The 23,429-nt window shown below is 54.3% G+C and carries 19 protein-coding genes; 12 read left to right on the forward strand and 7 right to left on the reverse strand.

Annotated elements, in window-relative coordinates; genetic code table 11:
* Window positions 1–131: 131 nt before the first annotated feature.
* Complete coding sequence (locus BN348_RS04530) at window positions 132–3,341, forward strand: EAL domain-containing protein (RefSeq protein ID WP_040196517.1); 3,210 nt, start codon at window positions 132–134, stop codon at window positions 3,339–3,341.
* A gap of 851 nt (window positions 3,342–4,192) precedes the next feature.
* Here BN348_RS04530 and BN348_RS04540 read toward each other — a convergent pair.
* The 4 genes from BN348_RS04540 to BN348_RS04555 all read right to left on the reverse strand — a co-directional run bounded on the left by BN348_RS04540 (window position 4,193) and on the right by BN348_RS04555 (window position 8,326).
* Complete coding sequence (locus BN348_RS04540; protein WP_040196519.1) at window positions 4,193–5,422, reverse strand: NAD(P)/FAD-dependent oxidoreductase; 1,230 nt, start codon at window positions 5,420–5,422, stop codon at window positions 4,193–4,195.
* Window positions 5,419–5,871, reverse strand: coding sequence for a 4Fe-4S dicluster domain-containing protein (locus BN348_RS04545; protein WP_040196521.1), 453 nt, complete (start codon window positions 5,869–5,871; stop codon window positions 5,419–5,421). Before BN348_RS04545 ends, BN348_RS04540 begins: the two co-directional genes overlap by 4 nt.
* Before the next feature lie 15 nt (window positions 5,872–5,886).
* Entirely contained in the window at window positions 5,887–7,770 is a 1,884-nt protein-coding gene (gene cooS, locus BN348_RS04550; RefSeq protein ID WP_040196522.1) for an anaerobic carbon-monoxide dehydrogenase catalytic subunit, read from the reverse strand.
* A 151-nt stretch (window positions 7,771–7,921) separates the two neighbouring features.
* On the reverse strand, window positions 7,922–8,326 hold the full coding sequence (locus BN348_RS04555; RefSeq protein ID WP_040196523.1) for an RrF2 family transcriptional regulator: 405 nt from the start codon (window positions 8,324–8,326) through the stop codon (window positions 7,922–7,924).
* A 386-nt stretch (window positions 8,327–8,712) separates the two neighbouring features.
* Between BN348_RS04555 and BN348_RS14295 the strand changes: the two genes are divergently transcribed.
* On the forward strand, window positions 8,713–8,877 hold the full coding sequence (locus BN348_RS14295) for a DUF255 domain-containing protein (RefSeq protein ID WP_082020790.1): 165 nt from the start codon (window positions 8,713–8,715) through the stop codon (window positions 8,875–8,877).
* A 38-nt stretch (window positions 8,878–8,915) separates the two neighbouring features.
* On the forward strand, window positions 8,916–10,799 hold the full coding sequence (locus tag BN348_RS04570; protein ID WP_040196525.1) for a thioredoxin domain-containing protein: 1,884 nt from the start codon (window positions 8,916–8,918) through the stop codon (window positions 10,797–10,799).
* A gap of 284 nt (window positions 10,800–11,083) precedes the next feature.
* On the opposite strand, the gene BN348_RS04575 is transcribed toward BN348_RS04570, so the two are convergent.
* The gene (locus BN348_RS04575; protein WP_040196526.1) at window positions 11,084–11,671 is read right to left on the reverse strand and encodes a TetR/AcrR family transcriptional regulator; all 588 of its coding nucleotides are present in this window, start codon (window positions 11,669–11,671) and stop codon (window positions 11,084–11,086) included.
* 167 nt (window positions 11,672–11,838) lie between these two features.
* Here BN348_RS04575 and BN348_RS04580 point away from each other — a divergent pair, with 167 nt between their 5' ends.
* From BN348_RS04580 to BN348_RS04610, 6 genes are all read left to right on the forward strand, one after another.
* Window positions 11,839–12,846, forward strand: coding sequence for an NAD-dependent epimerase/dehydratase family protein (locus BN348_RS04580; protein WP_040196528.1), 1,008 nt, complete (start codon window positions 11,839–11,841; stop codon window positions 12,844–12,846).
* A 481-nt stretch (window positions 12,847–13,327) separates the two neighbouring features.
* Window positions 13,328–14,416: a DUF4261 domain-containing protein gene (locus BN348_RS04585; RefSeq protein WP_040196529.1), complete on the forward strand. Its 1,089-nt coding sequence runs from the start codon at window positions 13,328–13,330 to the stop codon at window positions 14,414–14,416.
* Window positions 14,417–14,595: 179 nt separating this feature from the next.
* Window positions 14,596–15,072: a YbhB/YbcL family Raf kinase inhibitor-like protein gene (locus BN348_RS04590; protein WP_040196531.1), complete on the forward strand. Its 477-nt coding sequence runs from the start codon at window positions 14,596–14,598 to the stop codon at window positions 15,070–15,072.
* A 50-nt stretch (window positions 15,073–15,122) separates the two neighbouring features.
* Window positions 15,123–15,467 (forward strand): TIGR04076 family protein, encoded by a 345-nt coding sequence (locus tag BN348_RS04595; RefSeq protein ID WP_040196532.1) that lies wholly within the window; start codon window positions 15,123–15,125, stop codon window positions 15,465–15,467.
* A gap of 658 nt (window positions 15,468–16,125) precedes the next feature.
* Entirely contained in the window at window positions 16,126–16,563 is a 438-nt protein-coding gene (locus tag BN348_RS04605; RefSeq protein WP_040196629.1) for a cell wall hydrolase, read from the forward strand.
* A 20-nt stretch (window positions 16,564–16,583) separates the two neighbouring features.
* A complete protein-coding gene (locus BN348_RS04610) occupies window positions 16,584–17,036 on the forward strand; it encodes a hypothetical protein (protein ID WP_040196535.1) in 453 nt (150 codons plus the stop codon).
* Window positions 17,037–17,388: 352 nt separating this feature from the next.
* Here the strand turns inward: BN348_RS04610 and BN348_RS04615 are convergent, their stop codons facing one another.
* On the reverse strand, window positions 17,389–17,967 hold the full coding sequence (locus BN348_RS04615; protein ID WP_040196536.1) for a hypothetical protein: 579 nt from the start codon (window positions 17,965–17,967) through the stop codon (window positions 17,389–17,391).
* Between the two features lie 496 nt (window positions 17,968–18,463).
* Window positions 18,464–19,672 (reverse strand): acetate/propionate family kinase, encoded by a 1,209-nt coding sequence (locus BN348_RS04620; RefSeq protein WP_040196537.1) that lies wholly within the window; start codon window positions 19,670–19,672, stop codon window positions 18,464–18,466.
* Window positions 19,673–19,781: 109 nt separating this feature from the next.
* On the opposite strand from BN348_RS04620, the gene BN348_RS04625 reads away from it, so the two are divergent.
* From BN348_RS04625 to BN348_RS04635, 3 genes are all read left to right on the forward strand, one after another.
* The gene (locus tag BN348_RS04625; protein WP_040196538.1) at window positions 19,782–20,981 is read left to right on the forward strand and encodes a tRNA(Met) cytidine acetate ligase; all 1,200 of its coding nucleotides are present in this window, start codon (window positions 19,782–19,784) and stop codon (window positions 20,979–20,981) included.
* Window positions 20,982–21,260: 279 nt separating this feature from the next.
* The gene (locus BN348_RS04630; RefSeq protein ID WP_040196539.1) at window positions 21,261–21,950 is read left to right on the forward strand and encodes a hypothetical protein; all 690 of its coding nucleotides are present in this window, start codon (window positions 21,261–21,263) and stop codon (window positions 21,948–21,950) included.
* A gap of 353 nt (window positions 21,951–22,303) precedes the next feature.
* Window positions 22,304–23,239: a hypothetical protein gene (locus tag BN348_RS04635; RefSeq protein WP_040196540.1), complete on the forward strand. Its 936-nt coding sequence runs from the start codon at window positions 22,304–22,306 to the stop codon at window positions 23,237–23,239.
* The last annotated feature ends 190 nt before the right edge of the window (window positions 23,240–23,429 follow it).

Genomic DNA, 23,429 nt, shown 5'->3' on the forward strand with positions numbered 1-23,429 from the left:
TTTATGAGTGAAAATGGGATAACCATGTCATAAAACGCGGAATCTCAGGAAAATATTTGCGGATGCATGGAAATAAACAGCGCGCATGTGGTATAATGAACACAAAGAGATCACTGCGGGGAGATGATGGGGTGCTGGGCAGTGCAGTGTTTGAGATCGATACGGAGAACGGCAGGCTGCTGGTATGCAATGCCGGTATGCTGGAGAGAGAACTTGAGACCGGCAGAATCTACCCATATGAAGGCTGTCTGAGAAAGCTGCTGGAGGAGCACGTATGGGAGGAAGACCGCGAACGGCTGTGGCGCGCGCTGAATATGCATGCCCTCCATACGGCGATTCGCGACCAGCGGATAAGCCTGAAATGCGATGTCCGCTTTACCTGTGAAGATTATGCGGGATATCGGTGGGTTTCGTTCGGCGTGATGCTGCCGCATGGGCCGCACAAAGCCGTGGGTTCCATTCAGGATATCCATGAACAGAAGCTGCGGGAGCTGGAGATGCAATATCAGGCGTCGCACGATCCTCTCACCGGCCTTTACAGCAGAGCGGCGTTTGAAAAGGCCGTATATGCGTCCATCGAGAAACCGGGCGGATGCGCCGCGTTCTGTATCGTGAATCTTGACAACTTTAAAAAGGCCAATGAAGCGGAAGGTCATGATTACGGCGATCAGGTGCTTGCCCAGGTTGCGGGCCTGCTGCGGGAAAACGCGCCCCAAAATGCGCTGATCGGTCATCTGGGCGGGGATGAGTTTGCCCTGTTTCTTCCGGGCGTATCGGATGAAGCGACGCTGTCCTCCTTCTACGAGCGCATTCTGCAGCAGGTTCGCCGGCTGGAATGCGGCAGGCTCGGCGTGTCGGTCAGCATGGGCGCGGCGTTTTATCCCAAGCATGGGGAACGGTTCAAACGCGGATTCTATGAATGCGCGGATGCGGCGCTCTGCCGCGTAAAAGAAACCGGCAGGAATGGTTTCATGATCTATGACCCTCAGCTGAGCCGGAAAACCCGGTATAACCGCCGCCGTACCAGGCAGGAGCGACGGAATCGACCGCTGCCAAGGCTCAAAGCGTTCTTAAAAGAAAATATCTCGTTTGCTTTCCCGATCTTTGTATCCATCCTGCTTTCCGTTGTGATACTCGCTTACTTTGCAAGCTCCTACATCAGCGGTCTGCAGAGGGTGATAGACAATGAAAGCTATGAATACCTGCATGAAATTTCCAGCCAGATCAACCTGAACATCACCAAGCTGCTGGACCGCAATTTTGCCACGCTGGACACACTCGGAAGGGTGGTGGAACGCAATGCGCCGCTTGGGTTTGAGCATGTCGAAGCGCTGCTTGAACGGGAATGCTCGTCCTACGGCTTTTCCGACATTGCGCTGCTGGATGAGGACGGCGGCTGGCACAGCGCCAACGGCCAGATTCGCAGCCAGGATATCCGTTCTTATTATGACCGGCTGCGTAAACAGGGAAAGGCGTTTATGTCCCAAACGGTGCGGGTGGATGACACCGACTGCGTGATCTTCTTCGCGCCGCTTCCGGCAGACCGGATACAGGTTGGATCGGTATCGGCCACAGGGCTGGCGGCGGTGATTCCCATTGACAGGATGAATCAGCTGCTGCCGCTCACAACCTTTGACAACAAGGGCTTCGCACACATCATCACTTCAAATGGGGATATTGTGGTGCGCTCCACCCATCCGGATTCCTGTTACAGTGGGTACAATCTGCTGTCGATGCTGCGCTGCAGCGAGCTTAACGACGGCGTTGCGGTGCAGGATATCCGAAAGGACCTGGATGCAGGCCGCAGCCGCAGAATCCTTTATCAGTATCAGGAGAAGAACTATCTGAGCATCTATATGCCGCTGGACATGGAGGACTGGTATCTCTTCTCAGTCGTCCCGCAGGATATCCTCGCGGATAAGACGGCGGATTTCTATCAGCTGACCATTGTTGCCTTCTGTGTCATGTCGCTGTTGCTGTTTGCCATGGTTGTCATGACGGTTTCGGTGCAGATCAACCGCCGCAGGGCTGTCAAAGAGGCCTATGTGGACCGGGTGACCGGCGGACGCTCCAAACGGGGATTTGAAAGCGATGCGGCCCGGACGCTTTTGCAAAAGCCGGGAAAATATACGATGATCTATGCGAATATCGAGCATTTCAAGCTGCTGAACGACCGGCTCGGCTGGCAGTCTGCGGATGAGATTCTCAAACAGATCTACGACGTGTTTCAAGCGGATATGGGCGCGGGAGAATGCGCCGCGCGCCTGATGGCGGATCAGTTCGGCATCCTGCTTGCCACGCAGAACATCCCGCTGATCGGCCGCAGAATCGATTTCTGGAACCGGGAGATCGAGCGGCTGTCGTCACAGCATGCGGAGATGGAAGGGCTCAGTGTGACCTATGGGCTTTATCCGATCGATGAGCCCGGGCTTTCCGTTCCGCTGATGCTGGACAGGGCCAATCTGGCAAGGCGGACGCTGGATGCCTGCAGCTATGACGGCGGATGCTTTGCGGTGTACGACCAGACCATCAAGCAGAGGATGCAGCAGGATCGGGATTTTGAAAAACGGCAGGAGAAGGCGCTGCAGGACGGCGAATTTAAGATGTATCTGCAGCCCAAATACCGTGCTTCTGACGGCCTGATTGTCGGCGCGGAAGCGCTGGTGCGGTGGGAGACAAAGGAGCAGGGTATCATCTATCCGGACCAGTTCATCCCGCTGTTTGAGCTGAACGGCTTCATCACGCAGATCGACCTGTTTATCTTCGATCAGGCGTGCAGATTCCTCTGCCTGCTGCGTGGTTTTTCCTGCCCGCCGCAGCGCATCTCCGTGAATCTGTCCCGCGCGCATTTGAAGAAGCCCGGTTTCTTTACGGAATACCTGACCATCTGGGAGAAATACGACCTGTCGCCGTGGCAGCTGGAATTTGAACTGACCGAATCGCTGTTCTTCGACAATCTGGAGCTGCTCAACCAGGTCAACGACCAGATTCACAGCCATGGCTTTAAAACCTCTATGGATGATTTTGGAAGCGGATATTCCTCGCTGAATATCCTCAAAAATGTGCAGATCGACGTGCTGAAACTGGACCGGGAGCTGCTGCATTTTGAACAGCAGGACAGCCGTGCCGTCGAGATCATCCGGAGCGTGGTTTCCATGGCACATGCGCTGGATATGGAGGTGGTCGCCGAAGGCGTCGAGCATGGGTACCAGGTGGACTGCCTGAAGGAACTGGAATGCGAATACATCCAAGGGTACTACTATGCGAAGCCTCAGCCCGCTGAGGAGTTTCTGAAACGGATTGCGGTGCAGTACCGCCACAAACGGCCTTATAAGCTCTGATAGATGAAATTGGTGGCCATCCGGCAGTTGATTGCCGGATGAACCTTTTCGTGCGTTTCAGCCGCAGAATATCTGATTGGAATAAAAATGCATAGGGTAGAAAGTTTCATAAAAGAACGGCCTGCATCTGTTGGCAATATATGAAGATAATTAGATGTTGGCGTATCAAAGAACGATAGATAACGATTTTCACACCGTTTTGAATCGGAGATAACCCGTGATGGAACCCTGTGTAGCGGTGAAGCAATCGTCTGCGGCTTTCTATGGATGAGGAATGATTTACACAGTAGCTGCGAGCCACATATAATGAGGCAATTGTTTACGGTGTTCTTCGTCTGAGGAATGTTCCACGCAGCGGCTACGGGAATCGGGGTACCTGTGAAGACTGTCGTAGGGAACGTTAGCGTCCGCTGCTAGCTATGCCCAACCACCCTGCCAAAAGCCAAACGCCGCCCGCAGGCGGCCAAAGAAGAAAGCGGGATATCAGAGGGGATTTTCAAGGGGGCCATCTGGCTTGGGGCGGTACAGTGCATGGCCCCCTTGAACGGCCTTTCTTGGTTACTTCTTTGGCCGGCAAAGAAGTAACAACCACCTTGCTAAGGTCCCTTGGCAAACATAGTAAAGCCGCTGCGCTTCAGCGCCTCAATAGTCACATAGCTAAGTATCGATTGGAAAACATTGTGAGTGTACTGAATCACGTCGATACAACAAGCACCATGCTGATGTATCTCAATAAGTGTAAAAACCGCCGTGCCGAAAAACACATATACCCAAATGGACAAAAATAGCGCTTTTTACTTGTTTGAAGCTTAAGGCCCTCCCATCATGGGAGGGCCTTAAGCTTCTATAAACTAGACCTGCCAGACATATTTGCCGCTTGTCTCATCGAATCCATAAAACTCAGCAAATGAGAGCCGGAACAGCTCCGAACCGGTATAGGGCAGCCGAATCCTGTTTTTAATCAGATACTGGTAGATGCCGCCGCCCGAAATATCTCCCTGCAGCAGAATGCTTTTGAGGACGCCGTCTTCGACGACCGCCTTGCGGTAGTTGAGATGGTCTTCCTCGATATAGACATCTGCGTTCGGTCCCGGAACATTGATGTTGCCGATGCACAGCGCGGTCAGCCCGAAGAAATTGATGGTGTTCTTCATGGCATAGAGATCGGTGTAGCATTCATCTTCGCCGCACATATTCCTTGCGGCGGTGATGCCCTGTTTCATCGCGTTTGGCCAGATACCGGACAGCCCGGCCGCGTCCCCGGCGGCATAGATATCCTCGACAGGCGTGCGCAGATGGTCGTCAACCCGGATGAGCAGGTCCGGCTTGACCGGCGTCCCGTCCAGGAAGCCGACCGCCGGTTTGACGCCCGCCGCGATAATCACATAGTCGCAGGGAAGCCTTTCTCCGTCGTCCAGCACAATGGCGGTGATGTTCGCGTTTTCGTCAACCTCGGCGGATGCCGCTTTCGCGTTCAGGCGGAACGAGCATCCGGCCCGTTCGAATCTCTCCTGATAGGCGGATGCGGCGTTGTCGTCGAGCTGCAGCGGCAAAATGCGCTCGGCCATCTCGACGACGACCGGCAGGATGCCGCGGTCAAGCAGCGCATACGCGGCGTCCATACCGACAAGCCCCGACCCGATGATCACCACCCGGCTGCCGGGCTGTGAAGCGCGGTCGATCGCCTCGGCATCCGACAGATCGCGGAAGCCGTAGAGATTGGCGGCGCCCCTGAGCCCCGGCACCGGCGGCACGACGTACTGCGCGCCGGTGGCGATCAGCAGCCGGTCAAAGGAGAGCGTACGCCCGTCGGCGAGCGCGGCGGTTTTACCGACGGCGTTGACCGTTTGCACCTCGGCGCCGGATATCCATTCTATGCGGTTTTCCTGAAAGAAATCCTCCGGCACGAAGCTGATGCCTTCGGCGGTGCGTTCGCCGCTTAAATATTTGTGCAGCATACAGCGGGAATGGACCTTGTCATCCTTTGAAACCACGGTGATTTCGCAGTCGCGGTCGATGGAGCGGATGGTCTTGGCGGCAGTCAGGCCCGCGGCCGACGCGCCGATGATCAGATGTCTCATGCCTGCACCTCCTCTACCCAGATGGCCTGCTTGGGACAGGCTTTGACACAGCTGGGTTCGCCGCCCAGCTCCTTGCAGAAATCACATTTGATGACTTTCGTGCGGCTTTGATCGTCCGGCTTTAGCACGCCGAACGGGCAGTTCATCACGCACATATAGCAGGCCGCGCACTTTTTTTCGTCGTATTCGACAATCCCGGTCTCGGGATTTTTGTGCAGCGCGCCGCTCATACAGGAGTTGACGCATTCAGGTTCTGCGCAGTGGCGGCAGAACACCGGGCGGTAGCTGCCGTCGGGAAGTATATGGATAACATTGCGGCTCTCATTTTGAAGATCGGTCAGCCTGAGGCTGCAGATGTCCCCGCCGTCGGCACGGTGGGCGTTCATGCAGGCCAGCGTGCAGTTCAGGCAGCCGTCGCATTTGTCAGCGTCGATCATGATCTTTTTCACAGCGTTCCCACCCCTTTATATCTTCAGTTCGGCTCTCTTCTGTTCGATGATGCCGTCCAGAATGCCGGCGGAAGCCTTCGCATCCGAATTGATGATCACCTGTCCGCCGGTCAGTTCCTTCATGTCCTCGGTCAGCACCTTTGTGACAAGCTCGCTGCCGGTGATAAACGGCGGCAGTCCCAGATGCAGCGGCAGCCCGAGCGCAAGGCCGAACGCGCCGTCCGCCAGCGCCTGTTCTTCCAGCCACTGTGCTGCCGACAGCACCAGCGGAAGCTGTGGAATGTCCACGCCGATGGCTTCGGCAAGCTCGGTCGCAACCATCTCCAGCCGTCCGATCGCAAGGCAGGGGCCGAAGTTGAGCACCGGCGGGATGCCGAGCTTTTCGCAGACCGCCCGAAGCTTTGGTCCGGCCAGCTTCGCGGCCCCCGGCGTCATCAGCCCGCAGTTTTCAAGGCCGCCGGACGAGCATCCGGCCGATAGGACCAGAATGTCTTTCGCGATCAGCTCCTTCGTAAGCTCAACGGTCAGCACATCGTGGCCGCCCGCGGTCAGGTTCGAGCAGCCGACCACACCCGCGATACCCTTGATGTCGCCGGACACGATCAGGTCGATCAGCGGCTTCCAGCTGCCGCCCAGGAACTTTTTCAGGGAGCCTTCGCTGACGCCGGTCACGGTATGGCGGTTGCCGTGCTCCTCCATCAGGTTCAGTTCCACCTTGCCGCGGCGGGCTGTGTAAGATTTGACAATTTCTTCGATGATTTCGTTGCAGATGTTTTCGCGGTCCTCATAGACAAACGGCTTAAGCTCGGCATTGGCTTTTTTGGCGACGTCGTCCAGACAGATCTGCTTGATCTGCAGCTCGTCGCAGATCGGCTCAATGCCCGGGAGCGTACAGTTGAACTCCGAGAGCACCGCGTCGATCGCGCCGGTGGCGAGCACCGCTTCACTCGTGTAGTTGTTGCCGGCGTGCCCGCTGAAGATGTCGGCGTAATGCACGCCGCGCAGCTGCAGGTCCTGGCCGACACAGGTACATCCAACCAGCTTGAAACCCTTGGCCCCGGCCTTCTTCGCCAGCGCCTGGACGTCCTCATCCCGCAGGCGTTCCTGCAGCGAGACAAACATCGAATGCTGATGTCCGGTGATCATGATGTTGATATAGTCGGGATCGATGACGCCGAGACCGACCGGCGCTTCCATGATCTCGGGTTCGCCGAGCATCACGTCGTTGAGCAGGTTGGTCAGCATCAGCCCGTAAACGCCGGTGGAGATGCCGAGCTTCAGGCAGTGCATCAGCATATCGACCGGATCGGAATTCAGATTGGTGGAGCACTTCACAACGCCCGCGAACACCTCGGATTTTGCGCCGCCCGGCAGGATGCCGAGCGTCTTCCATTTCTGGAAGCGCGGCGCGTACGAAAGCTTTTCGAGCAGCCGCATCTTTTCATCGTCCGGGCGGTACAGATCGTCCAGCACGGCCTGCGCGACGGCTTCGGCCCGTTCGTGAACATCCCCGCCGATAATGCCGAACAGCTCGCAGAGATGGTCAAGCGCGTTTACACCCTTGATCTCGCCTTTTGCACGCGCGGTGTTTTTCAAATTTTTTGCGGTGTTCTCCACAACGTGGATGTAACAGCCGGATCCGGCCGCGACCGCGCGCAGGAAATTGCGGGTCACAATGACATCGGCCGTCGCGCCGCAGATTCCCTTCGGCGCTTTGGGCGTGATGCGGCAGGGCCCGTTGGAGCACAGCCGGCAGCAGACGCCCTGCAGGCCGAACCCGCATTTGACCGACTGGCCTTCCACCCGGTGGTGGGATGTCTCCATCGAAAGACCCGCAATATACCCTTCCAGCGGTTTGTCCGCGCTTTTGCAGGTTGTGCAGCTAAAACAGTTGTTCATATCAGTACCTCCCAATTAACATCTCCATATTTTCTATGCCGCCCAATGGCTGAAAAGACCGGCAGCGATTGTTGATGAAATTTATCCACTTTTGAATCATAAAAAACAGCAGCCGCTGAAATGGGAATACGCACGGCGAACCCGCGCATGTTCATGACCGGTTCAGCAGTTCCTGCATCGTATAGCGGGAAAGCTCCTGCTCCAGCACTTCCTGAACCCGGTGCAGCTCCTGATGTACGCTGCAGTGTCCGCAGGATTCGCGGTAAGCGCATCCATATGCGTGCTGCAGGCAGGGACCCAGCAGGAAGTTCTCGTCGGTCGCCTGCATAATCATCAGCAGGTTGATCTGCTCCAGCGGCTTTTTGAGACGGCATCCGCCCGAGGTTCCGCGTTTGATCTCGACCAAATCCGCATCCGACAGCTTTTTGAGGATCTTATACGCGAACTGCTTCGGCAGCTTTTCTTCATCGCAGATTTCCTGAATGGTGCGAAGCTCGCCGCCCGACAGCGCGCGCACAATGCGGACTGCATAGTCCGATTCCCTGGTGATCAGCATGTTATTCCCTCCCTATGGGACCATTATAACAAAGTGGATAATAATAATCAAGTATATTCGAGCAATTTCTCCAAAGAAATTTATCAAAGGATTGATTTTGGGATTCAGCGGCGTTATCATACAGAAAACAGAGCGGCGTTCTTTTATCGATGTTTTCTTGTCAGAGAAGGCGGCGTCGTGCTCCATAATGATATTCTGGAAAAGGACATCCGGTCTGCGGCGGGTTTCCATATGGTTGAACAGCCCTGAACGAAAAGCACATCCCCATATACCGCCAAAAAGTATAGTTTGATGCCGAGGTGGCAGAATATGAGAGTAAGCCCATCATCTTATCTGACGAAGTCCTGTTTCAGGATTCGTTGCGCAGAATGAAAGGAGGTGGTCCTGTGGACAATCAAACAAACGTACCCAATAGGTTGATCGATGAAAAATCTCCGTACCTGCTACAGCATGCGTATAACCCGGTGCAGTGGTATGCGTGGGGAGAGGAAGCGTTCGAGAAGGCAAGGCTTGAAGACAAGCCGGTCTTCCTATCTATTGGGTATAGCTGACCTGTCCGCAATGATGTACCTGTCACTGGTGCCATGTCATGGCACACGAATCATTTGAGGACAGTGAAATTGCAGAGATTTTAAACCGGGACTACATCAGCATCAAGGTCGACCGGGAGGAGCGCCCGGATGTCGATGCGGTGTATATGGCGGTTTGCCAGGCCATGACCGGTTCGGGCGGATGGCCGCTGACCATCCTGATGACTCCGCAGCAGAAGCCGTTCTTCGCCGGAACCTACCTGCCGAAGACCAGCCGCCGCGGCATGGCGGGGCTGACTGAGCTGCTCGAGCGGGTCGCGCAGATGTGGCGCACAGAACGGGACGCGCTGCTGGACGCATCCGAACAGGCGGTGGATTATCTTCAAAGGGAGATGCAGCAGCAGTCCGATGCCGTGCGGCCGGACCGGTCGCTTGTGCGCCGCGCGGCCGGGATGTTTGCGCGCAGCTATGACGGACAGCACGGCGGCTTCGGCGGCGCGCCGAAGTTCCCGACGCCGCACAACCTGCTGTTCCTGATGCGGTATGCGCAGCTGGAACAGGACGAGTCCGCGCGCCATATGGCGGAGCACACCCTGACGCAGATGGCGCGCGGCGGCATCTTTGACCAGATCGGCGGCGGATTTTCCCGCTATTCGACCGACCGGATATGGCTCGCGCCGCATTTTGAAAAGATGCTGTACGACAACGCGCTATTGAGTACAGCCTATCTGGAAGCGTACCGCCTGACTGGAAACCGGTACTATCAAAGGATTGCGGAACGCACCATCGGCTATGTACTGCGGGAGCTGACTCATGAGGACGGCGGCTTCTTCTGTGGTCAGGATGCCGACAGCGAAGGCGTCGAGGGGAAATACTATGTCTTCACACCCGAAGAGGTGGTTTCCGTATTGGGAAAGGACGACGGACAGCGGTTCTGCGATTGGTTCGGCATCACGAAGCAGGGGAACTTCGAAGGGAAGAGCATCCCGAATCTGCTTGATAATCCCAGATTTGAAGAAGAACCCGAAGAAATCGTCAGGATGTGCGGACGGATGCGGGAATACCGCGTCACGCGCACGAAGCTTCATCTGGACGACAAGGTGCTGACCTCGTGGAACGCCCTGATGATCCTTGCGCTTGCCAAGGCCGCACAGGTCCTGGGGGATGCGCCGTATCTGCAGGCTGCGGAGCGGGCGGACAAGTTTTTACAAAAGAATTTGACCGATACATCCGGCAGGCTGTATATTCGGTGGCGGGACGGCGAAGCTGCGCATCCAGGCCAGCTTGAGGACTACGCGTTCTATGCGCTCGCGCTGCTGGAGCTCTACGGAGCGACGCTGGATGCCCATTATCTTCTGCGTGCCGAGCGTTTATCCCAGCAGATGATTGCGTATTTTCTGGACGAGGAGCACGGCGGATATTATCTCTATGCTTCGAATGCGGAGCAGCTCATCAGCCGTCCGAAAGAGTCCTATGACGGTGCGCTCCCATCCGGAAACGCCGCAGCCGGCATGGTGCTGGCTCGGCTCGCGCAGCTGACCGGAAAGACGCATTGGATCGAGCAGAGCGACCGGCAGCTGCAGTTTCTGGCCGGCGCCGCGAGATCCTACCCGATCCAGCACAGCTTCGGCGTACTGGCCATAACGGCGGATGTTTACGATTCGGCCGAGCTGGTCTGCGTTTCCGCTGGACGGGATGTGCCCAAAGAACTGCTCAAGCTGCTGGAAAGGATAACAGTCCCCAATCTGGCGGTGGTGTTTAAATCATCTGAAAATGCGTCAATCCTTGAGGAAGCGGCGCCGTACACTGCGGACTATCCGATCCCGGAGCATGGGGCACGCTATTACCTCTGCAGGAATGGTTCTTGCTCATCACCGACGCAGAGCCTGACGGAGATTGAGAGGCTGTTGTCCGAATCAACAAAGCGGGCGGAGAATCTTTGAGAACGACACGGGACTTCGTGTGAGTTCTCTGAGGATTCAGTACGGAAACGACGGTATCGCCGGAGGACCTTATGAGCCGTTTATGATACAGGGCTATTCGTTTCTGTATGGGTAAATGGCAGCCATACAAAAAAACGGCAGGAAGTCTTTTGAGCAGCTTCCCGCCGGTTTTTTGTATTTTGATGACGACATGGGTTATAAAAACGCGACGCGCGCTATGCAAAGGATATCAGGGATTAAACACTCTGAAAAAGAAATCAGAAAATTGGGATGCCGATATCCGTTTATAAAGGTTGCTCAAGGAACCCGATGCCCTGCAGCATGATCTGTTTTGCGGTCCGTCCCAGTTCCTCCGCCGAACTGACCATGCCCTCGTCCAGCCACTGCCGCAGCAGCCCGATGCTGCCGGAGCTGGCGAACGCATAAAAGTATTCGATCTGCTTGAGGCTGGCGCGCGGAAATCGCTTGGTGTAAATGGCGATGCATTTTTCCTTGCCAAGCCCCAGCAGCTTGGAGACAAACTGCTTGTCGCTGTAATCGCCGAGCATGATGATGCACATGTCGGAGTTGTCCTTTAGAAAGGCAAAGATCTCCATGCAGATTTCGACCGGATTCCCCTCCATCGTCGAACCGGTCAGCAGCGGCTCAAGCGCCTTCTTGAAATCGAGATACATCTCCTCCTCGATCTCCTCGAGCAGCGCATAGATGTCCTGGTAATGGGCATAGAAGGTGCCGCGGTTGATGCCTGCCAGCTCGCACAGCTCCTTGATCGAGATGCTCTGTATCGGTTTTTTGCTCAGCAGGCTGGTAAACGCCTTGCGTATCATCAGCTTGGTCACGCGGATGCGGTGGTCGTTGCCGCTTTTTTGCATGGGGATTCCTCCTTATTGAACAAAATCTGTTCGATCTGTCCGGTATGCTTGCAGATCGAACAAAATTGACGATTGCGTTTCCGCTTTCCCTTTATTATAATACAGTTAGAGAGGATAATCAACACCATGTATGATAAGTTTCAAAACTGTTAAAGGAGTGTGACGCCATGAAGACTCTTTATATTGTCACAGGTGCGAACGGGCATCTGGGAAGCACCATCATCCGGATCCTGCGCCGTCAGCACAAACAGGTCCGCGGCTTGATTCTTGATGGCGAGGACTGCCGGGACGGCCAATATGTGCGGTATCTGCATGGGGATGTGCGCAGCAAAGCGTCGCTGGAACCGCTGTTTGCGGATATACAGGCCGCCCGTGTGACCGTCATCCACACAGCGGGGATCGTTGACATCGCAGACAAGGCGTCCGAACAGATGGTTGAGGTCAATGTCCGCGGCACGCAGAATATGGTTGAGCTTTGTTTGAAGCATCGGGTTGCGCGGCTTGTATACGTCAGCTCGGTTCACGCCATCCCGGAGAAGGACGATATGCAGGTGCTCGAAGAGGTTGGCCGCTTTTCCTCCAGCGCGGTGGTCGGCGGGTATGCCAAGACCAAGGCGGCCGCTACCCAGATTGTGCTGGATGCTGTGAAGGAAGGCTTGGATGCCGTTGTGGTGCATCCATCCGGCATTCTGGGGCCGTATGATGAATCGGGAAACCATCTGGTCCAGCTCGTCAAAAGCTATGTGCAGGGCAGACTGCCTGCCTGTGTGCGCGGCGGCTACGATTTTGTGGATGTGCGGGATGTCGCGGCGGGCTGCCTGACAGCGGCGGAGAAGGGAAAAACGGGCGAATGCTACATTCTGTCCAACCGCCACTATGAGATCAAAGACCTGCTGCGGATGGTTCGGACGGTGCAGGGCGGAAGAAAAATCCCGACACTGCCGGTTTGGATGGCGAAGGCAGCCGCGCCGATCATTGAGTGGCGGGCGAGGAATCAGCGCAGTAAACCGCTGTTTACCCGTTATTCCCTCTATACCCTGACCAGCAACGACCGGTTCTCGCACGACAAGGCCACCCGTGAACTCGGGTACCGGCCGCGCGATCTGTATGAAACCATCCGCGACACAGTGCGCTGGATGCAATCCCACAATCCTTCCGCCGCACCGTCCGCATAGCGGATAGCCCCGCTGGGACGGCGCAAAAAATTTCCCCCTTTGACGTATCCGTCCCGCTTGAATGGACGGCATCCATGCTTTTTGGATGCCGTCCGTTTTGCTGTTTTTCGCATATTTCCGTGTACAGGTCCGGTATTTCCGAGACATATTCTATGTGGGCGCTTGATGAAACCAGGAAGCTGTCTTTGAAGCGGGAGCGTGTCTGAACTGCCGTCGACGAGAACATACGGACGGTGATACTTATGTACAAACGAAGATGCGTGTGAGTCTGAGTTTCAGAACGTGACACCCTCGGATGACACGTATGAATCTGGCTCTCGGGACTTGACACCCCGCGTTCAAGATGGTACGATGGACAGGAACAGCCCCGCCTCGTTTTGCAGACAGCTCTGCCAAACGGCTTTTGATCTGACTGGTTTCAGCTTGAAAGGATGGGGCAGAAGGATCAGTTTTTCTGGTCTGTAAACAGGGGGTAAACGCGATGAATCAGAAACAAGCTGCGCTGAAAGCCATGAGCGAATGGCTGGCCGATGAGCGCGAGCTGGGCCGGAAGCCTGCACAGATTGCATGCGCAGGAGAATTTGACCGGCATGGTCTGCATTACTATATCTTTCAATACAAGAAGTTTCTGCCTGACAGCTGGATGCTCGGCGTCTGCGGCGGCTATGAGGGGGATTCGTTGGAAAACTGCGGACATGTGTTCAGCAGAATGGAGCCATATGATCCCAAGACAGCCGAAGAGAAGGCGGCCGAGATGGTCGATATGATCCGGGAATACTGGATGCAGCAGGCTGGGCAGGCCGACGGCAGGGGAACTGACGAACCCCAAAGCGCCGGACCGTTTGCCGGTTTTGTGCTGCTGGATTCCGCTGAATGGGACCCGCATCAGATACTGGCGGATCTGCGGGAGGACTGGGGCGTTCAGGTAGCGTCACAGGAGCGCGGAAAGTCGGGCGGCGATTCGCTTGTCTGGGAGGTGGACGGCTGCATGATGGCGGCAAGCCTGATGCCTTCTCCGGTGCCGAACCGTGAAGCTGAAGAGGCCGCGCAGGGAAACTATCTCTGGCCGCAGGCCGAGGAGACGGCGGCGTCCCATAAAGCGCATCTGGTGCTGGCGGTGCTCGGAAAGGATCAGCCGGCGCTGCTGGTCGGACAGCTGTTTGTCATGCTCTGCTGCGCCTGCCTGAAGCTTAAAAATGCGCGCGGCCTGTATGTCAACGGCACCGTATACCAGCCCGGCTTCTATTTGGAATCGGCCGCGATGATGAAGGAAGGCAACCTGCCGCTGTTCAATATGGTGAATTTCGGGCTGTACCGGTCGGAAAAAGGCATCAGCGGCTACACATACGGCATGACGGCATACGGCAAGGATGAAATCGAGGTGCTCGACAGCACACATACGCCGGAAGAGGTGCGGAATTTCCTGTTCGACGTCTCTTACTTTATCCTTGCGCAGAACGCAGTGCTGCGTGATGGGGAAACCATCGGCTTTACCAAAGAACAGAAGTTCAGCATCACCCGCTCCGAGGGTGTTTCTCTGGATGGGGAAACGCTCAAGATTCAGTTCTGAGCAGATTGCATGGTATGGATGACTGGATGGTCTGATCATCCTGATCGAGCTGGTATACGTTACTGCGGCATAATCATATGCGGCGCCTGGGTGAACAGCTTCAGGCGGGAAACAGGGACCGCCTGTTCTGCAGGGGTTCTGTCTGTCCGGTTATAACGAATACGAATAGGAGAACACACATGAGCGATTTTAAAGTGAGCAGCCCGGACTTTTGTGAAGGCGGATGGATGCCTAAAAGGAATACGGCGCGCGGCGAAGACCTTTCGCCATGCCTGCGGCTCGAAGGAATTTCCGGGAAAGCGTCATCCATTGCAGTAACTATGGACGACGCTTCGCATCCGATCTTTCCGAACTACAACCATTGGGTTATATGGAATATCCCGGTGCAGCCGGAGATACCGCCTGCGGTTGCGCATGAAAAGATTGTGGAGGACCTCGGCAATGCGGTTCAGGGGATGGCCTATGGAAGGCACCGTTATAAAGGCCCGAAGCCGCCGCTGAAAGCCCTGCACACCTATGTGTTTACGGTCTATGTGCTGGATTGTTTGCTGCAGCTGCCGCCGGACAGCAAAAAGGCCCAGCTGCTTGCGCATATGCAGGGGCATATCCTGCAGCAGGCTGCCCTGTCCGGAAAATATCAGAATGGACATTCATGAAAGAAACATCGGTAAAGCGGTATCTGGAAACAGTCAAAGGAGTGTGAGATATGAACAAAGTGAAGATTACTGTGCTCAAGACAACACTGGATAAAGAGCTGGCGAGGGAATATGGAGCCGAAGGGCTGACAGCCTGTCCCATGATGATGGAAGGCCAGGTTTTGTATGCGGACTATGCCAAACCAGAGGGTATGTGTGACGAAGCCTGGAAGGCCATGTATCAGTATGTGTTTGCGTTGTCGCACGGAGCGCCGAAGGAACTCTTTTACTATGGGGACTGGATCAGAAAACCGGGCGTCGCGATCTGCAGCTGCAATGACGGACTGCGGCCGGTCATCTTCAAGCTCGAAGCGACCGATGAAGTGTCAGAAAAAGATGATACACCGGTACGCTGAAAGCAGACAACGTATCTGTCAAGGTTTACAGTGGAGTTTATATATTTATGATGACAATATCAAAGAGCCGCATCCTTTTTTGGGATGCGGCTCTTTGATACTTGAATGAAATGGGGCCTTTGCGGTGGAGCAATCGCCTGCAGCGCTATGGTCAGGAAATCATTTACCAAGTGGCTATGGAAGAGAAATTGAGGGTGCGGGTATACTATGCGTATACGCATAGTCCATGGAAAGGGTGGGAGCAACGAGAATATAAATGGGTTGATCAGGCAGTACATCCCGAAGAGAAGGTCACTGGCAGAGTATACAGAAGAAGACATTCAGCAGATCGCAGCGCTGATCAATCTTCTGCCCAGGAAGTGTTTAGGCTGGAAAGCTCCTTATGAGGTTTTTTATAACGCTTCTGCACTTCTATTGACAATCCACCCACGCAAAGATCAGGGAACATTCCAAATCGCTGTTCGTTGTACTTTATTGCTTTCCGAATGATACGGATAAGCAAAGAGGGTAGTGTCCATTGTTATAACATACAAGCGGGATGCCCTTTTTTTCTGTTTAGGTGAAAAAGTCCTGCCTGCCGGCATATGAAACATTTTTAGCGCATATGATGGAAACAAGCGATTGCACGCCAAAATCCGGAACGAAAGGAGCGTTTGCAGTGGCGTTTTCTGATTTGGAAATCCTTGCACGGATTCTGAAATGCGAAGCGGGCGGCGAAGGTGAGAACGGCATGAAAGCAGTTGCCTGCGTCGTGATGAACCGGGTACAGGTCGATTATGGGGAATATGGAAGACTGCAGCCGACAATCCGGGCGGTCATCTACCAGCCGGGACAGTTTGACTGTGTCCGGGAGGAGATTCGGGGCCGGTACAATATGCAGAATATCTATAACATGCGCCCGGAACAGGTACATTACGACATTGCCAACTGGGCGATAGCCGGAAACCGGCTGACAAACCTTGGTTTTGCGCTGTGGTACTTCAATCCGTTTCGTCCTCAATGTCAGCAGTATTTCCCCTCGAATGTCGGACAGTTCGTCATTCGAATCGGCGATCACTGCTTTTATAATCCCACCGCGGCTTACGCGGAAACTTAGATCACAGTTGGAGGTAGGTTATGGATAACAATAGAGACAACCAGGAATGCGAATATGAAAGAATGAGAGAGGATATGTCGGAACCCAAACGCACCAGCCCTTATTACCGGGAGCTGCCAAATGGAAACAGCAAGATGCTGAATTTTACCACACCGCCCCAGCCAAACTTTGACAATGAGGAGATGCGCGGCTCCATGCAGCATATCCTGTCAGAGAACATCGGGGAATATGTGGTGGTGGAATTTCTGATCGGCACAGAGCTGATTGTGCGCAAGCAGGGAATTCTTTACTTTGTCGGCAGAAGCTATGTGACGCTCTATGATGATGTGCTCAAGAACTTCATCGTCTGCGACATCTTCTCGGTTAAATTCGTGTATTTCTACCTGCCGGGAGACCGTCCACGCAGAAACTTCAACAATCTGCCGCAGAACAGCATTGGTACGGCCAATCGGAATTATCGGAACGACCGATAAAATCGCAGCGGGTTCAGCCATCTTCGAAACGGACAGCACCCCGCCGTACAGAAAACAGCAGAACCGTTTCCCGTGTGTTTTGTCCAATCTTTCAAAAAGCCCGCGTAGCAGTAAAACGTTACGCGGGCTTTTTTTCGGGAAAATGGAGCTGAACAGCCGCGCGGCACGCGGGGCTGTATGCGCAAACCACATTTCACCCAATGGCAGGGAAGACTGGAGACTGTAAGCTGATTATGTATACGGTATGGAAGCCTTCGCCCCATACCGCTGACCATGTTTGATCAAACAGAAAGCAGGTGTAATCATGCTTTTGCCGATGCAATCCGCAAAGAACTCCAAATACCGAAAATGCTCAGGTTGTTGGGATATCCAGCTCCTCTTCCTCGGGAGTCTGCAGGTCTTCCTCCTGCTCGGAGAGCGGGAGACCTTCCGCTTCTTCAGATTCGGATTCCGAAAGGTCTTCGTCGGATGACTGCAGCTGGGCCTGAGACGCCTGCGGAGACAGCTGGGCATTCTGTTCCGATTCGGTTTGAACAAGCTGAAAAAGCCGAATCAGTGCGACCAACAGGATGGTAGCGCTGAGCCTGACATCCCGTGTGAGCTTTGTGTCACAGTTGCCGGCCTGTGCAGCCTCGCAAGCAATCTGCTCTGACTGGTTGTAAAAACCGAACAGCGCATAGATCGTAATCAGCGATGCCAAAAGCTGAAGCTTGAAGGTGTCCGGATAGCAGGCTTCATCGAAGCATTCCGGATGGAGCGTACTGCATAGAAGCTTGTCGCGTTGAACATCCAGAAATTGATACTGGATTGCAAGCGCGCCCATAATCATCCGAATGTAATACTGGGAATTGTCGAGCAGGCTCAGTTGTGAGAGCACCTCGTCGGGAAGATCGCAGAGATCAAACCCGTCTGACCCGTTTGATTTGTTCATGGGTATCACCGCCTGTTCGTATTGAAAATGAATAGGCCGAAAAACGGTTCCCTATCATCCTATGCAGAAAAGCCGGTTGAGGGAACAACCAAACATGATATGATGTAAACGAAGGAATGTGCATGTACCGATAAGGAAGATACAGCGGCGGATATACAGCATGAAGAGCAGTTGGTATTTACACGGAGAATGGTTATCAGCGTTAAAATTGAGAAAAAACATCCAAAGAAAGCGCAAAATAATATGCGGTACCGCCAATGTCTGAAACGAAGGCAGATGGGCAATCTCCAGCGGGACAGCCGATGATTTCTCCCGTGTCAAAAACTTCCTGTCGTCTTTAGCAATGCGGTCGCCAAACCATTTGCTATTTTACGTCAGCAGGTTTTTATTTTCTAAAGATTTTTCCTGCTATCAGAAGAACAGGAGATTTTATCAAGATAAAGCTGCAAACAAAAAAACCGCCGGTTTCGTCGAACCGGCGGTTATCTTCGAAATACTACTGGTTGAGGCTGTCTACAATCGCCTTGGTATCGCGCGCGATCATCAGCTCTTCGTTGGTCGGAACGATCCAGATCTTGACTCTGGACTGCGCAGAGGAAATTTCATGCTCGGTGCGGTTGAACTTCTGGTTGATCTCTTTATCCAGCTTGATGCCGAAGTAGTCCATGTTTCTGCAGACCGATTCCCTGGCGGTATAGGAGTTTTCACCGATGCCGCCGGTGAAGACCAGCGCGTCGAGTCCGCCCATGACGGCCGTATAAGCGCCGATGTATTTGCGGATCTGATAGTAGAGCATATCCAGCACCAGCTTGGAGCGCTCGTCGCCCTCGTTGGAGAACTGGATCATGTCGCGGTGGTCGCTGGATCGTCCGCTGATGCCCAGGAAGCCGGATTTCTTATTCAGAAGCAGGCTGAGCTCGTTGCCGCTCATGTTTTCTTTCTCCGCGATATAGGTGATGACCGACGGATCGACGTTGCCCGAACGGGTGCCCATCAGGATGCCGTCCAGCGGGGTAAAGCCCATGCTGGTATCGACCGATTTTCCGCCGTCGATGGCGGTGATGGAGGAGCCGTTGCCCAGATGGCAGGTGATCATCTTGAGGTCTTCGACCTTTTTGCCGATCAGCTTGGCAAAGCGGCGGCTGACATACCGGTGGGATGTGCCGTGAAAGCCGTATCTGCGGACATGGTATTTTTCATAATATTCATATGGAACGCCAAACATGTAGGCGGTTTTCGGCATGGTCTGGTGGAATGCGGTGTCAAACACGACGACCTGCGGGACATGCTTGTCAAACACGTTCATGCAGGCGCGGATGGCCAGGACATGGGCCGGATTGTGCAGTGGGGCCAGATCGGCGATCGATTCGATCGTGTTGACCACCTCTTCGGTGACCAGCACGGATTTCGAAAACTTCTCCGCTCCCTGGACGATGCGGTGGCCGACCGCGGAAATCTCATTGACGTCGTCAATAACGGCGTATTCTCCCTTGGTCAGAACGTCGATCAGTTCAACGAAGGCCTCCTTATGGGTTGGGAAATCCTTTTCAGCCTCCATCTTCTTCCCATCATGGGTCTTATGCGTCATCGAACCGCCGTCGCCGATTCGTTCGCATACACCCTTGGCAAGAACAAACTCATTTTCCATATCAATCAGCTGATATTTGAGAGATGAACTGCCCGCATTGATAACCAATATTTTCATATTTTCATTCCTCCGAAATCGTTTTACTTGACAAGTGACATTACTCTACTATATTATTACAATATCGAAGAAATTTCAAGTGCCAAAACACAAAAAGGGGTAAAATACGATGCAAATTGCCGGAATTATCGCGGAATACAATCCGTTTCACAACGGACATGCCCACCACATCGAACGGACCAGGGCGATGGGGGCGACCCATATCGTGGCGGTGATGTCCGGCAACTTTGTGCAGCGCGGCGTGCCGGCGCTGCTGTACAAGCAGGTACGGACGGTCGCGGCCCTCGAAAACGGCGCCGACCTGGTCGTCGAGCTGCCTCTGCCATTCGCGCTCTCTACAGCCGAGCACTTTGCGTATGGCGGCGTGAAGCTGCTGGATGCGCTTGGCTGTGTAGATGTTTTGAGCTTCGGCAGCGAATGCGGGGAGATTGAGCCGCTCATACAGGCGGCGATGGCGCTGGAAGATATCCGCGTACAGGGAGATATCAGGCGGCTGCTCTCCGAGGGGATGACCTATGCGAAGGCAAGGGAGCAGGCGGTGGAGCTGCATATTTCCGGCGAGACGGCCCGCATCCTGCGTGAGCCGAACAACATCCTGGGCATGGAATATCTGAAAGCGATTGCGGACACAGATTCCCATATCCGGCCCGTAACCGTCGCGCGTACAGGAACCGGCCACGACAGTGACAGGCCCGCGGCGCAGTTCGCGTCCGCGTCGCACATCCGCAGGCGGCTGATGAAGCAGGATCCCAGGGAGGTCAGGCACTGGATGCCGAAAAAGGCGTACAGGATTCTGAAGCAGTCATGGAAGGAGGGGATGTGCCTGCGCGATCAGGACAGCTTTGAACGCGGCATGCTCCCGCTGCTTCGCAGCCTTTCTCCTGAACAGATCGCGGCGCTGCCGGATTTGTCGGAGGGCCTGGAAAACCGCGTTTATGACGCGATCCGCAGATCGGAAACCTATCAGGAGCTTCTGGGAATGGTGAAGACCAAGCGGTACCCGATGGCGCGCATCCGCCGCATCGTATTGAGCGCATGCCTGGGAATCGACGCCGAGATCGGCGGCATGGAGCCGCCGTATCTGCATCTGCTGGGATTCAATGCGCGCGGCATGGAGATTTTGAAATGCGCAAAACAGACCGCTGTCCTCCCGATGGGGACGAGCCTGGCTGTGCTGGAACGCCAGAACGAAGCCTGCCGCCGGTTTGCCCGGCTCGAAAGCCGCAGCACCGATCTTTACGCGCTCTTTACTGGGAAGGTGCTGCCGTGCGGATTCGATTACCGCTGCAAAAGCGTTGTGATTCGGTAGGCATCGGCGGCTGCCGTTCGCTGCGGTGTTTGATTGGGCGAAGGATAACGCATTGGTTTTGAACGAGCCAATATTAAACGGCTGAAGCATGATTTGAAGCGCAAATCCATATACAAAAACACAAAAAGCGGGGATTGATGCGCGGACTGTTTCCGCGCGCTTTCAGCACGATTTATGCACGCGGACATGAGAAGATGGGATGGTAATCGCAAAGAACACAGAATCACCGTTTCCTGATTCATACACGCAGACATGGGAAGATGGGGAGGTCTTGACATCATGAAAAAATACAAACAGCTGCTGAACACATTGACATCGATAGCCGCAGGTATCACCATCAGTCTGAATGTGCTGTACTACAACATCCGGATTGATCATATTCTGGGGAAAATAATCGCTGTGATCATCATGGACCTGCTGACATTTGCCGCGGTTTATACATGCATTTCCCGGCTGTACCGGGAGGTCGTCTGGAAACGCCTGAACAAATCCCTGTATATCGACGGCGAATGGTATCATGTCCACATCATCGACGGCGCTTACGACTATATCCGGATCGGCACCGTGCATATCAGGCAGCAGCTTTACGAGGTAAAGATGAAGGGCAGAAATTACAATATCCGATACGACTGCGAGGAGGATTCCATCACGGTGATTGAGGAACAGTGTACGAACTGGATGGAAGATTCCACGCTCGACGACAGCGGAAGGGTGGTGGGAATCTATACGGCTGACAGGACCTTCGGCAATTTTTCAAAAAGGCACGGCATCCATATCTTTGAATTGGGCCTGTCCAACGATTACCCGCAGAGGATCAGCGGGAGCTTTTTCGACACCTCTCCCTATAACCGGATCGGCGTTATAGAGCTGTTCAGGGACAAAGCACAGCGGGACGCATTCGTAAGGACAAGATGCCAGGGGAAAATCCAGGAGGGACGCCGCGCGTTCACCAGCAAGGTCATGGATTAGCTTGAATGGAAAGAAACGCAGGACGCATACGGTTTGTTTGGTGGCTTCATGGCGGGAAAACCATGATACACTTTGACAGACTGCCTATTTACGCCGCCCTGCAACTGTGCTATAATGTTAAGAGGAAAAATGAGGCGTTTTCGCCGGATCAATATCGAAGCAACCACTGAATCAATCACGCCTGGCGGCTCGACGGCGGTTCATGGGACATTTTGAGGGCTTCCGCGTCAAAAACCTTCGAAATACACAAGTATTTCTCCGGTTTTTTCCTCGCATCCGCCTGAAATCTGCCGCGCGAATCCGCACACCGGATTGAATCAGTAGTACCTGAAATGATGAGGAGGACTGGCAGTATGGCTGTAACGGTAAGCGTAGAAAACTACAGGCATTATGGAAAATGTGTGAAGATGGAAAATGAATTTGCGGAGCTCTATGTGACGGTGGATGTGGGACCGCGCGCGGTTCATTATGCGCTCAAGGGCAAAGAAAATATGCTCTTTAACGACGACAACGAGGCGGTCAACAACTTTGGGCCGGAATACGATGAAACCTTCTTTGAGGGCGCAAGATGGCACATCTACGGCGGCCACCGGCTGTGGCTCAGCCCGGAAAAGAATCCGGACACCTATTATCCGGACAACGACCCGGTGGAATATGAGATTTTGGAGAACGGCGCGGTCTTTATACCGAAGCCGCAGATTCACAACAACATCCAGTACAAGCTGACCTATACGTTGGATGCGGCGTCCGCAAGGGTCACGCTCAAGCAGGAGGTCCGCAACCTCAGCAGGGAGACCATCCGGCGCGCGCTCTGGGGCATCACGGTCATGGATAAGGAGGGCGTGGAGATCATCCCGCAGCCGACCAAGGACACCGGGCTGCTTGCAAACCGTGTCCTCGCGGTCTGGGCGTACAGCGACCTGTCGGATGAACGCATCAAATTCGGCAAGGAGTACATCACGCTGAAGCAGGACCCGCAGGCGGCAAGCAACTTCAAGATCGGCATCAACAATGAAAAGGGCTGGGTTGCGTATGCAAACAAGGGCTGTGTGTTCAAGGTGCAGTACGATGTCAACGAGCAGGGCGATTATCCGGACTACGGCGTATCGCTGGAGACCTATACCAGCAACCTGATTCTGGAAGTGGAAACGCTCGGCGAGCTGCATGACATCGAGCCGGACGGCACGGCCTGCCACATCGAGCACTGGGATCTCAAGCCGGTCGAATTTATGCCGGTACACGGCGACGAAAGCTCGGTCAAAAGGTTTGTGGAGACCTATCTCGCATAGACATTCAACCATCAATTTGTCAATAAAAGCAAGAGACCCGTCAATAGAAACAGAGAAGGCCCGCATCACTGAAAGGTGCGGGCTTTTGGTATGCGTTCTATTTGGTTCATATATTTTATCCAAAGAAGCCCATGCTGATTTGCAGCATGGGCTTCTTTGTTTCCCTCATGGGATATATAAAAATAAGAAT

The organism is Candidatus Soleaferrea massiliensis AP7 (genome assembly GCF_000820765.1).
In the GTDB taxonomy this organism is placed as follows: Bacteria; Bacillota; Clostridia; order Oscillospirales; family Ruminococcaceae; genus Soleaferrea; species Soleaferrea massiliensis.

Bases quoted from the DNA above. Each gene is read 5' to 3' on its own strand.
- BN348_RS04540 (WP_040196519.1), bottom strand. From the start codon at position 5,422: ATGAGACATCTGATCATCGGCGCGTCGGCCGCGGGCCTGACTGCCGCC.
- cooS (WP_040196522.1), bottom strand. From the start codon at position 7,770: ATGAACAACTGTTTTAGCTGCACAACCTGCAAAAGCGCGGACAAACCG.
- BN348_RS04555 (WP_040196523.1), bottom strand. From the start codon at position 8,326: ATGCTGATCACCAGGGAATCGGACTATGCAGTCCGCATTGTGCGCGCG.
- BN348_RS04570 (WP_040196525.1), top strand. From the start codon at position 8,916: ATGGCACACGAATCATTTGAGGACAGTGAAATTGCAGAGATTTTAAAC.
- BN348_RS04575 (WP_040196526.1), bottom strand. From the start codon at position 11,671: ATGCAAAAAAGCGGCAACGACCACCGCATCCGCGTGACCAAGCTGATG.
- BN348_RS04580 (WP_040196528.1), top strand. From the start codon at position 11,839: ATGAAGACTCTTTATATTGTCACAGGTGCGAACGGGCATCTGGGAAGC.
- BN348_RS04585 (WP_040196529.1), top strand. From the start codon at position 13,328: ATGAATCAGAAACAAGCTGCGCTGAAAGCCATGAGCGAATGGCTGGCC.
- BN348_RS04590 (WP_040196531.1), top strand. From the start codon at position 14,596: ATGAGCGATTTTAAAGTGAGCAGCCCGGACTTTTGTGAAGGCGGATGG.
- BN348_RS04595 (WP_040196532.1), top strand. From the start codon at position 15,123: ATGAACAAAGTGAAGATTACTGTGCTCAAGACAACACTGGATAAAGAG.
- BN348_RS04610 (WP_040196535.1), top strand. From the start codon at position 16,584: ATGGATAACAATAGAGACAACCAGGAATGCGAATATGAAAGAATGAGA.
- BN348_RS04615 (WP_040196536.1), bottom strand. From the start codon at position 17,967: ATGAACAAATCAAACGGGTCAGACGGGTTTGATCTCTGCGATCTTCCC.
- BN348_RS04620 (WP_040196537.1), bottom strand. From the start codon at position 19,672: ATGAAAATATTGGTTATCAATGCGGGCAGTTCATCTCTCAAATATCAG.
- BN348_RS04625 (WP_040196538.1), top strand. From the start codon at position 19,782: ATGCAAATTGCCGGAATTATCGCGGAATACAATCCGTTTCACAACGGA.
- BN348_RS04630 (WP_040196539.1), top strand. From the start codon at position 21,261: ATGAAAAAATACAAACAGCTGCTGAACACATTGACATCGATAGCCGCA.
- BN348_RS04635 (WP_040196540.1), top strand. From the start codon at position 22,304: ATGGCTGTAACGGTAAGCGTAGAAAACTACAGGCATTATGGAAAATGT.